General features: G+C 73.1%; 12 protein-coding genes. 8 read left to right on the forward strand and 4 right to left on the reverse strand.

Annotation, left to right across the window (positions count from 1 at the left end):
* Nucleotides 1-32: 32 nt before the first annotated feature.
* On the reverse strand, nucleotides 33-923 hold the full coding sequence (locus ACIG0D_RS24105; RefSeq protein ID WP_399804421.1) for a DMT family transporter: 891 nt from the start codon (nucleotides 921-923) through the stop codon (nucleotides 33-35).
* Between the two features lie 371 nt (nucleotides 924-1,294).
* On the opposite strand from ACIG0D_RS24105, the gene ACIG0D_RS24110 reads away from it, so the two are divergent.
* The gene (locus ACIG0D_RS24110) at nucleotides 1,295-2,242 is read left to right on the forward strand and encodes a hypothetical protein (protein ID WP_399804424.1); all 948 of its coding nucleotides are present in this window, start codon (nucleotides 1,295-1,297) and stop codon (nucleotides 2,240-2,242) included.
* Between the two features lie 197 nt (nucleotides 2,243-2,439).
* Nucleotides 2,440-3,996 carry an APC family permease gene (locus tag ACIG0D_RS24115; RefSeq protein WP_399804427.1) on the forward strand — a complete coding sequence of 519 codons (1,557 nt, stop codon included), beginning with the start codon at nucleotides 2,440-2,442 and terminating at the stop codon, nucleotides 3,994-3,996.
* Between the two features lie 121 nt (nucleotides 3,997-4,117).
* On the opposite strand, the gene ACIG0D_RS24120 is transcribed toward ACIG0D_RS24115, so the two are convergent.
* The gene (locus ACIG0D_RS24120) at nucleotides 4,118-5,515 is read right to left on the reverse strand and encodes a GntP family permease (protein WP_399804430.1); all 1,398 of its coding nucleotides are present in this window, start codon (nucleotides 5,513-5,515) and stop codon (nucleotides 4,118-4,120) included.
* 103 nt (nucleotides 5,516-5,618) lie between these two features.
* Entirely contained in the window at nucleotides 5,619-6,137 is a 519-nt protein-coding gene (locus tag ACIG0D_RS24125) for a gluconokinase (RefSeq protein WP_399804433.1), read from the reverse strand.
* 130 nt (nucleotides 6,138-6,267) lie between these two features.
* On the opposite strand from ACIG0D_RS24125, the gene ACIG0D_RS24130 reads away from it, so the two are divergent.
* Nucleotides 6,268-6,969: a FadR/GntR family transcriptional regulator gene (locus ACIG0D_RS24130; protein WP_365765192.1), complete on the forward strand. Its 702-nt coding sequence runs from the start codon at nucleotides 6,268-6,270 to the stop codon at nucleotides 6,967-6,969.
* 7 nt (nucleotides 6,970-6,976) lie between these two features.
* On the opposite strand, the gene ACIG0D_RS24135 is transcribed toward ACIG0D_RS24130, so the two are convergent.
* On the reverse strand, nucleotides 6,977-7,402 hold the full coding sequence (locus tag ACIG0D_RS24135) for a YchJ family protein (RefSeq protein ID WP_399804436.1): 426 nt from the start codon (nucleotides 7,400-7,402) through the stop codon (nucleotides 6,977-6,979).
* A 367-nt stretch (nucleotides 7,403-7,769) separates the two neighbouring features.
* On the opposite strand from ACIG0D_RS24135, the gene ACIG0D_RS24140 reads away from it, so the two are divergent.
* The 5 genes from ACIG0D_RS24140 (at nucleotide 7,770) to ACIG0D_RS24160 (ending at nucleotide 12,699) form a co-directional block, all read left to right on the forward strand.
* The gene (locus tag ACIG0D_RS24140; RefSeq protein WP_399804439.1) at nucleotides 7,770-9,635 is read left to right on the forward strand and encodes a phage tail sheath C-terminal domain-containing protein; all 1,866 of its coding nucleotides are present in this window, start codon (nucleotides 7,770-7,772) and stop codon (nucleotides 9,633-9,635) included.
* Nucleotides 9,636-9,668: 33 nt separating this feature from the next.
* Nucleotides 9,669-10,193 (forward strand): phage tail protein, encoded by a 525-nt coding sequence (locus tag ACIG0D_RS24145; protein ID WP_141309194.1) that lies wholly within the window; start codon nucleotides 9,669-9,671, stop codon nucleotides 10,191-10,193.
* 26 nt (nucleotides 10,194-10,219) lie between these two features.
* Nucleotides 10,220-10,948 carry a hypothetical protein gene (locus tag ACIG0D_RS24150; RefSeq protein ID WP_399804740.1) on the forward strand — a complete coding sequence of 243 codons (729 nt, stop codon included), beginning with the start codon at nucleotides 10,220-10,222 and terminating at the stop codon, nucleotides 10,946-10,948.
* A complete protein-coding gene (locus ACIG0D_RS24155) occupies nucleotides 10,941-11,669 on the forward strand; it encodes a hypothetical protein (RefSeq protein WP_399804442.1) in 729 nt (242 codons plus the stop codon). Before ACIG0D_RS24150 ends, ACIG0D_RS24155 begins: the two co-directional genes overlap by 8 nt.
* A 112-nt stretch (nucleotides 11,670-11,781) precedes the next feature.
* Nucleotides 11,782-12,699, forward strand: a complete 918-nt coding sequence (locus tag ACIG0D_RS24160) for a DUF4255 domain-containing protein (protein ID WP_399804445.1) — start codon at nucleotides 11,782-11,784, stop codon at nucleotides 12,697-12,699.
* Nucleotides 12,700-12,720: the final 21 nt, after the last annotated feature.

The raw sequence follows: 12,720 nt of genomic DNA on the forward strand, positions 1-12,720 counted from the left end.
ACCCGTCTCAGGGGCCGGCCGCGGCACCCGTCTCAGCCCGTCTGCAGGGCGACCCGTGCCGGGGCGACGGAGCCCTGGGGGAGGGCCGGGTGCATGCCGAGGAGGAGGATGCCGCCGACCACGGCCGTCAGACCGGCGGCCTGCCCGGCGAGGGCCGCGGCGTCGGTGTGCAGCCGGTCGCCGAGGAAGCCGACGCCGCAGAGGATGCCGGCCAGCGGCTGCGCGGCGGTCAGGGCGGGCAGCGACTTGCGCAGCGGGGCGGTCTCGAAGGCGCTCTGGACCAGGATCAGCCCGGTCACGCCCAGCACCAGCACGGCGTACGGCTGCCAGCCGGTCAGCAGCTCCGGCCACCCGCCGGCGGCGAACCGCTGCCCGCTCTCCCGGGTCAGCGCGTCCTGCACGCCGTAGAGCAGCCCCGCCGCCACCGCGAGCAGCACCGGCGCGGAGCCGAGGCGGGCGCGGCGGGCGTATCCGGTCAGCAGCAGTGCCGTACCGACCATCAGGCCGATGATCAGCCAGTGCCGCACCGGATCGGCGACCGCGTGGCCGCCGCGCGGCTCGCCGGCCACCAGGAACGCGGCCACGCCGCCCGCGAGCAGCGCCAGCCCCAGCCAGCCCTGGCGGCCGAGCGGCTGCCGGGTGCGGCGCCGGGACAGGGCGAGGGCGAAGAGCAGGTTGGTGGCGAGCAGGGGCTCCACGAGGGAGATCTCGCCCTGGCCGAGGGCCACCGCGCCGAGGGCCATGCCCACGGCCATCAGACCGATACCGCCCAGCCAGCTGGGCACCTTCGCCAGGTCCAGCAGCAGGCGCGGCGAGAGGAAGTCCGCGAGGGGTGCGCGCTGGGCCGCGTTCTGCTGGAGGACGAAGCCGAACCCCAGGCAGCAGGCGGCGCTCAGGGCGAGCACCAGAACCGTGATGGACAAGCCGCTCCCTGGGTGATCATTCGGCAGTGCCGGGCAAATGGGACGCTTCCGGCCATGCTGAGCGGTGCGGCGAGGCTGCGCTATGACGCACGTCACATCGGGTGAGGGGGCGGGCGGGGGCGCACTCCGTCCACCTGCGCAAGTCCCCTGAGTGTGAACGGCGTTGACGCGTGTCATGTGTCAGCGGCGCTTGACGAAGAGCCTTGGCTGGGGGTTTGCTGTGCGTGATCGCCTGATGGCGGAGCACGTCCGAGCGGCCCCGGGTCGCCCCCCGACCCTCCCCGGCCGGCCCCGAACCAGTCCCCAGCCAGTCCGACCCGTCCTGCGTCAGCCCCGAGTCAACCCAGAGAAAGCCCCGAGGAACCTCCGAGGTGTCCCCGCCCCCGCCTCCTCTCGGCCGCGGTCGCAAGCGCGACCGGGGTCTCGACTCGGCTCTCGACGACACCGACCTCACCACCGCCCGCGCCGCGCTGGCGCAGGGGCGCTGGCAGGCGGCCCGCTCCCTGCTCGCCCGCACCGGCGACGACTGGGACCGGCGCGGACACCGGGTCACCGTGCTCGCCCACGAGCCGTACACCGCCGCCTGGGCCCGTGAGTGGCTGCTCGCCGAACCCGACTCCGCCGACGCCTCCGTGCTGCTCGCCGTGGCCCAGGTCTGGCGGGCGCTGCGCGGCAAGGAGAAGCCGGACCGGGTCCGCGACGCCTGCCGTGCCGCCGCCGCCCGGATGCCCGCCGACCCCACCCCCTGGCTCGGCCTGCTCCTGCTCGAACGTCACCTCGGCGACCAGGAGGAGGTCGTACGGACCTTCGAGCAGGTCCGCGCCCGCTACGCCGACCACCACCACGCCCACCACCTGATGGTCGCCCGGCTCGCCGAGCGGCGCGCCGACGCGGGCCCCGACCCGCTGCACGAGGTGTACGACTTCGCCGCCTGGGCCGCCGAGCAGGCCCCGGCCGACTCGCCGCTGGCGATCCTCCCGGTGGTCGCCCACGCCGAGCGGTACCGGGTGCTGGCCGCGCACGGCTTCGAGCCCGCCGACCCGGCCGCCTCCGGGCACTGGGTCGGCCGCCGCGCCCGGCAGGTGATGAAGGCCGCCTTCGACTGGTGGCTGGAGTGGGAGCACGACGGCCATCCGCGCCGCCTCGTCGACCTGAACTTCCTCGCCCACGCCAAGTACTGCGAGGGCCGGGGCGCCGAGGCCGCCGCCCTGTTCCACCGCATCGGCGAGCACGCCACCCCGGAGCCGTGGTCCTACCCGGACCGCGACCCGCTCGCCGCCTTCCGGGCCGCCCGGGACCGGGCGCTCGGCACGGGGTGATCCCGACCCGCCACCCCTCGCACCCGGCCCCGCACCGCCCCTTACACACGCCTCCGACAAGCCCTCTTCCGTTCGCCCCCGACAGCCCTCTTCCGTTCGCCCCCGACAGCCCTCTTCCGTTCGCCCCCGACAGCCCCCTTCCGTACGCCCCCGACAGCCCTCACAGCCTCATCCCCGACAGCAAGGACGGTCTCGACATGACGACGGGCAGTTCGCCTACGAGAACGAGCACGAGCGGCACCGCCGGCGCCGACGGCATCAGCACCTTCAAGGGCGAGGAGCGCGCCCTGCGCGCCGACCGGCTCGGCACGGGCGGCCTGCTGCTCTCCGTGCTCGCGGCGACCGCCCCCCTGATGGTGGTCGCGGGTGTCATGCCCACCACATTCGCGGTGATGGGGATCGTCGGCCAGCCGCTCCTCTTCGTCATCCTCGGTGTCGTGCTGGTCCTCTTCGGCATCGGCTACGCCGAGATGAGCCGGCACGTCCACAACGCGGGCGCCTTCTACGCCTACATCTCCCGCGGCCTCGGCGGCACCGCCGGCGCCGCCGCCTCCCTCGTCGCCCTGGTCGCCTACAACGCGCTCCAGGTCGGCATCTACGGCATCTTCGGCTTCGAGGTCGCCGGGCTCTTCGCCACCTACGCCGAGATCGAGATCGCCTGGTGGATCCCCGCGCTGGCCGCCGTCGCCGTCGTCGGTGCGCTCGGCTGGCTGAAGATCGACGTCAACGCGCGCGTGCTCGGTGTGCTGCTGCTGATCGAGCTGGCGCTGGTCGTCATCTTCGACGTGGCCGCCGTCGCCGACCCAGGCCCGCAGGGACTGTCGCTCGCCGCCTTCGACCCCGGCACCCTCTCCGGCGCGGGCGTCGGCACCGCCCTGTGCTTCTGCATCGCCGCCTTCACCGGCTTCGAGCAGGCCCCCGTGTACGCCGAGGAGACCAGCCGCCCGCACATCCTGGTGCCGCGCGTGATGTTCCTCGCCGTGGGCTTCGTCGCCGTCTTCTTCGCCCTCAGCTCCTGGGCGCTCACCGTCGCCACCGGCCCGGACCACATCGTCGGCACCGCGCAGAAGCAGAGCGCCGGACTGCTGTTCTTCCTCACCGAGTCCCGCCTCGGCGGCACCTTCACCGACGTGCTGCACGTCCTCTTCGTGACCGGCATGTTCGCCGCGCTGCTCAGCTTCCACAACGTCGTCGCCCGGTACGCCTTCGCCATGGGCCGCGAGGGACTGCTGCCGCGCGCCTTCGGCCGGACCAGGGGCGCCAGCGGCGCGCCCGGCACCGGCTCGCTGCTCCAGACCGTCGTCTCCGGCGTGATCGTCATCGCCTTCGCGATCGCCGACGACAAGCCCGCCGGCGATCCGACCGAGCCCGTGCTGCACCTGTTCACCTGGTTCGGCAACGTGGGCGCCCTCGGCGTGATCCTGCTGATGGCCACGGCCTCGCTGTCCGTCGTCGTCTTCTTCGCCCGCCGTGGCGCCGCCGGCGCGCAGGCCTGGCGGCTGGTGACCTCCACGCTCGCCGGACTCGCCCTGCTCGTCATCGCCGGCTACACCGTCAAGGACTTCGACGTCCTGGTCGGCACCGGCCCCGGGTCGGCGCTGCGCTGGGTGCTGCCCGGCATCATCGCCGCGGCGGCCGTCGCCGGTGCGGTGCTCGGCCTGGTCCTGCGCTCCCGGGCCCCCGAGACCCACGCCCGCATCGGCCTCGGCAACGAGGCGTTCCAGCTCGACAAGGCGGCGGGCAAGCGGCCGTAGCGCACGCCGGAAGAGCCGGAAGGGCCCACCCCCGCAGGAGGGTGGGCCCTTCTCCCGTCTCCGGGCCGGTCGTGGCCGTACGGCTGGATGGTCGCCGTACGGCCGGACGCATCCCGTACGGCTAGATGATCAGCGACAGCAGCAGCACGAACGCGCCCGCGACCACCGAGATGATCGTCTCCATCACCGACCAGGTCTTGATGGTCTGCCCGACGCTCAGCCCGAAGTACTCCTTCACCAGCCAGAAACCGGCGTCGTTGACGTGGCTGAAGAAGAGCGAGCCGGCGCCGATGGCGAGGACGAGGAGGGCGGCGTGGGTGGTCGACATGTCGGCGGCCAGCGGGGCGACGAGGCCCGCCGCCGAGACGGTCGCCACGGTCGCCGAGCCGGTCGCGAGGCGGATCGCGACCGCGATCAGCCAGGCCAGCAGCAGCGCCGGGATCGACCAGTCCTCCGAGATGTCGAGCACCATCTGACCCACGCCGGAGTCGATCAGCGTCTGCTTGAAGCCGCCGCCCGCGCCGACGATCAGCAGGATGCCCGCGATGGGCGCGAGGCCCTTCTCGACCATGCCCGAGACCCGCTCCTTGGAGAAGCCGGCCGGGCGGGCGAGCGTGAAGATGCCGAGCAGGACGGACGCGAGCAGGGCGATCAGCGGCGAGCCGATCACGTCGAAGACGCGCTGGACGGTGGCCTCAGGGTCGTCGACGACGATGTCCACCAAGGCCTTGGCGAGCATCAGGACGACCGGCAGCAGGATGGTGGCCAGGGTGGCGCCGAAGCTCGGGCGCCTGTCCAGCTCGTCGGAGGCGCGCTGCGGGATCATCCGGTCGGGCGCCGGGACGTCCACCCAGCGGGCCGCGAACCGGGAGAAGACCGGACCGGCGATGATCACCGTGGGGATGGCGACCAGCACGCCGAGCGCCAGGGTCACGCCCAGGTTGGCCTGGACGGCGTCGATCGCGACGAGCGGGCCGGGATGCGGCGGGACCAGGCCGTGCATCACGGACAGACCGGCGAGCGCGGGGATGCCGATCCGCATCAGGGAGTAGTTGCCGCGCTTGGCGACCATCAGCACGACCGGGATCAGCAGCACGACGCCGACCTCGAAGAACAGCGGCAGACCGATCACGGAGGCGATCAGCACCATCGCCCACGGCATGGACTTCCCGCCGGCCTTGGCGAGGATGGTGTCGACGACCTGGTCGGCGCCGCCGGAGTCGGCGAGCATCTTGCCGAGGATCGCGCCGAGCGCGATCAGCACGCCGACGCCCGCCACGGTGGAGCCGAGGCCGGTGGTGAAGCTGGCGATCGCCTTGTCCAGCGGCGCCCCGGCGAAGGCGCCGAGCGCCAGTGACCCGATGGTCAGCGCCAGGAAGGCGTGCAGCTTGAACTTGGTGATGAGCAGGACGATGACGGCGATGCCCGCCAGCACGGCGATGCCCAGCTGGGCGTGGCCGGCCGAGGTGATGGGCTCGACGGTGTCCGCTGCCAGCATCTCGACGCTGAGTCTGGTCACGGGTGTTCCCTTGCAGGTACGGGGATGGGGGAGGGGGCGCCCGGACGGGCCGGGCGTGGGGGGTTGAGGCGAGGGGGGTTAACACGGGGGACGGCGAAGGCGGTTACCGGCCCGGGCCGGACAGCTCGTCCAGCGCCCGCACCGCCCGCTCGGCGATCTCCTCCGGGCCGCCGGAGACATCCACGGCCACGCCCGCCTCGTCCGCCTCGAGCGGCTCCAGCGTGGCGAACTGGGAGTCGAGCAGCGCGGTGGGCATGAAGTGGCCCTGCCGGTGCGACATCCGGTCCTCGATGAGCGCGCGGTCACCGGTGAGGTGCACGAAGACCAGTCCGGGCGCGGCGGCCCGCAGCCGGTCCCGGTACGACCGCTTCAGCGCGGAGCAGCTGACCACCCCGCCGAGCCCGGCCCGGCCGTCCGCCCAGCCGCCGATGGAGTCCAGCCAGGGGAGGCGGTCCTCGTCGGTCAGCGGGGTGCCGGCCGACATCTTGGCGATGTTGGCCTGGGGGTGGAAGTCGTCGCCCTCGGCGTAGGGGACGCCGAGCCGGGCGGCGAGCAGGGGACCAATGGTGGTCTTGCCGGTGCCCGCGACGCCCATGACCACGACGACGTGGGGGGTCTTCATCGCTGCCTCGCTGTCTTCGTCGACACGGTGATGTCGGCATACTGAAACGCATTAGGTACGACGAATTCAAGAGACTGTGACAAATAAGTCTGACTTTTTGAGCGTGTGATCCGCCCCGTACTCTGTGTGCATGAGCACACCGGGCCGGGGGCTGCACGGCCATGTACTGGACACCCTCGGCCCCGAGATCACCGCGGGCGAGTACCCCCCGGGCAGCGTGCTGCGCACCGACGAACTGGCGCAGCGCTTCGACGTCTCACGCTCCGTGATGCGCGAGGCGGTCCGCGTGCTGGAGTCCATGCACCTGGTCGAGTCGCGCCGCCGCGTGGGCGTCACGGTCCGCCCCAAGGCCGAGTGGAACGTCTACGACCCGCAGGTCATCCGCTGGCGGCTGGCCGGCGCCGACCGGCCGCACCAGCTGCGCTCGCTCACCGTGCTGCGCTCCGCCATCGAGCCGGTCGCCGCGCGGCTCACCGCCCAGCACGCCACCGCCGAGCAGTGCGCGGAGCTGACCGAGTGCGCCCTCGGGATGGTCGCGCACTCACGCGGCCACCAGCTGGAGGGCTACCTCCTGCACGACATCGCCTTCCACCGGGTCATCCTCACCGCCTCCGGCAACGAGATGTTCGCCCGGCTCGGCGATGTCGTCGCCGAGGTGCTGACCGGCCGCACCCAGCACGACGTGATGTTCGAGGACCCCGACCCGGCCGCCGTCACCCTGCACGTCCGGGTAGCCGAAGCCGTCCGGGCACGCGACGCGGACCGCGCGGAGCAGCTGACCCGCGAGATCACCGTGGGCGCGCTCCAGGAACTGGACATCCTCGCGCCCTAGCGCCTGATCAGTCCTCCGGGAACTCCCCGTCGATGTACACCCACGCCCCGTCGACCCGCTCGAACCGGCTGCGCTCGTGCAGCGCGCCGCCCTGGAACGAAGCCCGGAAGGTCACCGTGCCGGTGGAGTGGAACGGGGTGCCGTCGGTGGTGTCCAGGATCTCCAGGCCGGTCCACCGCATCCCCGGGTCGAAGTCGACCCGCGGCGGCCGGGTCCGCGGGTGCCAGGTCCGCAGCAGATACCCCTCGTCCCGCTTCACGAAAGCGCTGTAGCGCGAACGCATCAGCCGCTCGGCCGTCGGCGCCGTGCCCTCACCCCGGTGGAATCGGCCACAGCACGATTCGTACGTCTCCGCAAGACCGCAAGGGCATGAGGGCTTGTGGGCGGGGGTGGAGGCGCTACGGCGCCGGAGATGCGAGCTGTGTCGGGACATGCCCACCATTCTGCTGCACTAAAGCCTGTGTGAGGACCGTGAAGGCCCCGTCGCGACATGCGCACATCGTGTGCGAGTCGTGCGCGGTGCCCTCCATGGAAACTCCCCCAGAGGTGGCGTGAACGCGCCTTGTTGACCCAACTCCCCAACGACCAACGTGTATTGCGCACTTGAGCATCAGGAGTCACAAGCGCGCTGCTTGGCCCGGACGGCCGTACGTCCCGGGTTCTGACGGGGGAAGCTGATGCGGTGCCCACCGATCGGGGCTGCCTGACCGCGCCCCGCTGACGTTCGCACGCGCCGCCCTCTCTCCCTTCGCCGTCTCTTGGTGCCCACGACCGGTGCCCGACAAGGGATTGGAGGGGGAATGCCGACGAATGCGGTGAGCGCCGCCAGGCCGACGTATCCCGGCGTCTACGTCGAAGAGCTTCCCAGCAGCACCCGCACCATCTCCGCCGTGACCACGTCCGTGACGGCCTTCGTCGGCCACACCCGGCGCGGCCCGCTGAACGAACCGGTGCGGGTCACCGGCTTCACCGAGTTCGAACGCCGCTTCGGCGGCCTCGGCTCGCAGAGCGCCGTCGCCCACGCGGTGCACCAGTTCTTCGGCAACGGCGGCTCCGTCGCCGTGATCGTCCGGGTCGCCAAGGCCGGCAGCGGCCAGGCCGCCTGCGTCGCCCTGGAATCCACCGACGGGCACAGCGAGAGCCGCGTCCTGGAGGTCCAGGCCAGGGAACCCGGCGTCTGGGGCAACGGACTGCGCGTCGCCGTCGACTACGACACGCCCCACCCCGACCAGACCTTCAACCTGCGCGTCCACGACGCCAAGGGCGACACCCGGGAGAGCTTCACCGGCCTGTCCATGGACACCGGACACGGCCGCTACGCCCCCACCGTGATCAACGCCGCTTCCCGGCTGATCCGCGTCGAGGCCGTCGGCGAGGGCCGCCCCGACCCCTCCGGCACCGTCTCCAAGCCGTTCGGCCACGAACTGCCCGACCTCGCCGTCGACCTCACGGTGAAGATCGGCGACGTGGAGCGCGAGTTCACGCTCTACGACCCCGACTGCGACGGCGAGGCCCCCACCACCGTCGCCGAACTCGCCCTCCTCCTCGAGCGCAAGCTGCGCGCCCTGCCCGACGCGCCCGGCAGGCACGCCTACGCGGGCGCCGAGGTGACCGCGTTCGGGCGCCGCCTCCAGGTCGTCGCCGGCTCCACCGACCCCGACGACGTCGTCCGCTTCCTCGGCGAGTGCGCCAACGACCTCGGTCTGGAGGCCTCCGTCAACCCGCCGGTGTTCCCGCTCGCGGGCGGCGAGGACGGCGAGGCGCCCGGCCCCCGCGACCTGATCGGCTCCGAGGCCGACAAGACCGGCATCCAGGCGCTGCGCTCCGTCGCCGACGTCAACCTGCTGGCGCTGCCGGAGATCGCCGCGTACGAGAAGACCGAGGACATGCTCACCGTCGTCTCGGCCGCCCAGCGGCTGTGCGCGGAGCGGCGGATCTTCCTCCTCGTCGACGCGCCCACGAGCTGGGTCAGCGTGGACAGCGCCCGCGCCGGGATCGCCGCCTTCGACGCGGTCCGCGGCGACCACGCCGCCCTGTACTTCCCGCACCTCCAGCTCACCGACCCGCTCACCGGGCGGCTGCGCGCCTTCCCGCCGTCCGGCGCCATCGCCGGCGTCATCGCCCGCACCGACTCCGAGCGCGGCGTGTGGAAGGCGCCCGCGGGCACCGAGGCACGCCTCGCGGGCGTGCACTCGCTCACCGTCGACCTCACCGACCGCGAGACCGGGCTGCTCAACCCGCTCGGCGTCAACTGCCTGCGCACCCTCCCGGTGACCGGCCCGCTGGTCTGGGGCGCGCGCACCCTGGACGGCGCCGACGCCCTCGACAGCGAGTGGAAGTACGTGCCGGTGCGGCGCCTCGCGCTGCACGTGGAGGAGAGCCTGTACCGCGGGCTCCAGTGGGTCGTGTTCGAACCCAACGACGAATCGCTGTGGCAGCAGATCCGGCTGTCCGCCTCCTCCTACCTGCACACCCTCTTCCGCCAGGGCGCCTTCAAGGGCACCACCCCGCGCGAGGCGTACTTCGTCAAGTGCGACCACGAGACCACGACCGCCGAGGACGTCGCGAACGGCGTGGTGAACGTACTGGTGGGCATCGCGCCGGTACGCCCGGCCGAGTTCGTGATCGTCAAGATCCAGCAGACGTCCGGGCAGTTCGAGCTCTGATCACGCCCACGAGGATTCCGAGGACTGTTTTCGATGGCTGAGTTCACGGTCAACGCCCATCGGTTCGACCCGTACAAGAACTTCAAGTTCCTCGTCCTGTGGGACGGTCGTACGGTCGCCGGCATCAGCAAGATCTCTCCGCTGAAGCGGACCACCGAGGTCGTCAAGCACCGCCACGGCGGCGACCCCTCCTCGCCGCGCAAGTCGCCCGGCCGCTCCGAGTTCGAGGGCATCACCCTGGAGCGCGGGGTCACCCACGACCCGGAGTTCGACCGCTGGGCCAACAAGGTCTGGCAGGTCGGCGCCGGGCTCGGTTCCGAGGTCTCGCTCGCCGACTTCCGCAAGGACATCGTGATCCAGGTCCTGAACGAGGCCGGCCAGGTCGCCGTCTCGCACAAGCTGTACCGGACCTGGCCCAGCGAGTACCAGGTGCTCGGCGAACTCGACGCCAACGCCAACGCGGTGGCCATCCAGTCGCTGAAGCTGGAGTGCGAGGGCTGGGAGCGGGACTACGAGGTGCCCGAGCCCACCGAGCCCTCGTTCCTCAACCCGGCCTGAGCGAAAGCGGAACGGACGCGATGGCCATGGCGATCACCGGGGCGGCCGGGCTGCTGGCCGCCTGGGAGGCGGGACTCGCGGCGCCGCCCGCCGGACGCGCGCTGCTGCTGCACCGCACCGCGCGCCCCGACCTCGACGACCGGACGCTGCCGGAACTGCCGGTCGGCGAGCGCGAGGCGGACCTGTTCGCGCTGCGCCGGGCGCTGTTCGGGGAGCGCATGCAGGTCCGCATGGAGTGCGCGGAGTGCGGCGCGGACATGGAGTTCGAGCTGGACGCCGGGGCGGTCGCCCGCACCCTGGGCGACCGCCCCGACCCGGTCGTCCGGGTCGAACACGGCGGCTGGCGCGTCGCGTTCCGGCTGCCCGGCGTCGCCGACCTCACGGCGGCGGCCCGGACCGCGGACCCGCGAGCGGCGCTGCTCGCCCGCTGTGTCGTCACCGCCGAGCACGACGGGCGGACGGTGGCCGCCCCCGAACTGCCCGCTGCCGTGCAGCGCCGGATCGCCGAGGCCGTCGAGGCGGCCGACCCCGGCGCCGACGTGACGCTCGACGTGGCCTGCCCCGAGTGCGGGCAGGCCACCCGGGCCGAACTCGACATCGCCTCCTACCTGTGGACCGAACTGGACGCCTGGGCCCGCGACCTGCTCCTCGACGTCCACCTGCTCGCCACCGCCTACGGCTGGAGCGAGCCCGAGATCCTGGCGCTCAGCCCACTGCGCCGCCGCTACTACCTGGAGCTGTGTGCCGATGTCTGACGACACGACTCCCCGCGGCGGCGACTTCCTGGACCGCCTGATCGCCCGGCACGCGCCGGTGCCGCGCACCGGAGTGGTGCGGGTACGGCCCCGGCTGCCCGGCCCGTTCGAACGGATCGAGGCGGTACGCGCCCGGGGGACCGCGGAGGACGACGCCACCCTGGTGTGGCCCACCACCACCCCCTCGGCCGAACCCCGCGACACCGATCCGGCCCGCCCCGCGCCCGCCGCCGACGCGGCCCGCCTCCTCATCGAGCGGGAGCGGACCGTCGTACGCACCGAACCGGAGCCCCACGACTCGCGGCCGTTCACCCCGCCCGCGCCCGAGCCGCCGCTGCTGCGCCCCGCGACCCCGGTGACGCCCGTCTTCCGGCCGGCGCCGGACACCGGGCGGCGCACGGCGGGGCGCCCGGAGCGCGCCGCCATCCCGACCGCGGCGTCCGCGCCCATCCCCCCGGGCGCGGACGCCGCTCCCCCCACGCCACCGGCCGCCGCCCCGCACCCGAGGGCCGCGGACACGGCCGTCGCCCGGGACGCCGTACGGCAGGCCGCGGCGCGCCGGGCGGGGCGGGCGCCCGAGCAGGTCGTACAGGTGCAGATCGGGCGCCTGGAGGTGACGGCGGGACCTCCGCCGTCCGCAGGCCCGACCCGGCGCGCACCCGTGGAACGGCCCGCCGCGACGGTGAGCCTGGCGGACTACCTGGCGCGGGGGCGGGAGTGAGGCCGCGCCCGGCCGGCCCGGGGGCGGGAGTGAGGCGCGCACGTACTTCCAGGGCGCGAGTGAGGCACGCGGCCGAGACCGGCAGGACGAGAGGAACCGAGGAACCGACGTCATGAGCAACGCACTCGCCATCGCCCATGTCACCCAGGCCCTCGCCCTGCTCATCGAGTCCAACGTGGGACCCGAGTTCGGCGAGGCCGTCAAGGTGGAGCCGCGCAAGCCGCCGGCCGAACCACCGGACCAGCCCACCGTCAACGTGTTCCTGTACCAGGTCACGCCCAACACCGCGATGCGCGGCAACGACCTGCCCACCCGGGCGGGCGACGGCACGCTCGTCAAGCGCCCCGCCGCCGCGCTGGACCTGCACTACCTGATCAGCGCCTACGGCGACGAGACGGACCTGGTCGGGCAGCGGCTGATCGGCTCGGTGGTCCGGACCCTGCACGAGATCCCCGTCCTGCCGAAGGACGTCATCGAACAGGCCGGAGAGCGGCCCTACCTGGCGGGCAGCGACCTCGCCGAGGCCGCGCAGCGGGTGCGGTTCACGCCCACGGTGATGGACATCGACGAGACGTCGAAGCTGTGGGGGATGCTCCACCAGACGCCGTACTCCCTGTCGGTGGTCTACCAGGCGTCCCTGATCTTCATCGACGGCCGCGGGACGCCGGTGCCGCGCAAGCCCGTGGAGCGGCACGACGTACGGGTGCTGCCGTTCGGCGCACCGGGAGCGCCGGTCCCTCCGGGAGGCAGCGGGGGCGACGCCGCCGGTACGGCGGGGGAGCGCGCGGAGCCGGGCACGGAGCCGGGGACGGAGACGGGCACGGAGCCGGGGACGGAGACGGCGGGGCGGGAGAAGACATCCGCGAGCCCGCCCGCCGGAAAGCAGGTCAAGCCCACAGCGAAGGCGCCCGCGAAGGCCCCGGCGAAGACCACCGCCAAGCCGGCCTCCCGGGCACGCAGGTCGCCACGCAAGTCGACGGGGAGCGGCGGGCCCGCGCGGCGGGGCGGTGACGGGCCCGAGGAGAACTGAGACCGGGACACACGACGGGGG

Source organism: Streptomyces sp. NPDC052773 (assembly GCF_044547145.1).
Taxonomy (GTDB): Bacteria; Actinomycetota; Actinomycetes; order Streptomycetales; family Streptomycetaceae; genus Streptomyces.

What these genes read in the sequence shown, in the direction of transcription:
- ACIG0D_RS24115 (WP_399804427.1), top strand. Translation starts at nt 2,440, where the DNA reads ATGACGACGGGCAGTTCGCCTACGAGAACGAGCACGAGCGGCACCGCC.
- ACIG0D_RS24125 (WP_399804433.1), bottom strand. Translation starts at nt 6,137, where the DNA reads ATGAAGACCCCCCACGTCGTCGTGGTCATGGGCGTCGCGGGCACCGGC.
- ACIG0D_RS24130 (WP_365765192.1), top strand. Translation starts at nt 6,268, where the DNA reads ATGAGCACACCGGGCCGGGGGCTGCACGGCCATGTACTGGACACCCTC.
- ACIG0D_RS24135 (WP_399804436.1), bottom strand. Translation starts at nt 7,402, where the DNA reads ATGTCCCGACACAGCTCGCATCTCCGGCGCCGTAGCGCCTCCACCCCC.
- ACIG0D_RS24140 (WP_399804439.1), top strand. Translation starts at nt 7,770, where the DNA reads ATGCCGACGAATGCGGTGAGCGCCGCCAGGCCGACGTATCCCGGCGTC.
- ACIG0D_RS24145 (WP_141309194.1), top strand. Translation starts at nt 9,669, where the DNA reads ATGGCTGAGTTCACGGTCAACGCCCATCGGTTCGACCCGTACAAGAAC.
- ACIG0D_RS24150 (WP_399804740.1), top strand. Translation starts at nt 10,220, where the DNA reads ATGGCGATCACCGGGGCGGCCGGGCTGCTGGCCGCCTGGGAGGCGGGA.
- ACIG0D_RS24155 (WP_399804442.1), top strand. Translation starts at nt 10,941, where the DNA reads ATGTCTGACGACACGACTCCCCGCGGCGGCGACTTCCTGGACCGCCTG.
- ACIG0D_RS24160 (WP_399804445.1), top strand. Translation starts at nt 11,782, where the DNA reads ATGAGCAACGCACTCGCCATCGCCCATGTCACCCAGGCCCTCGCCCTG.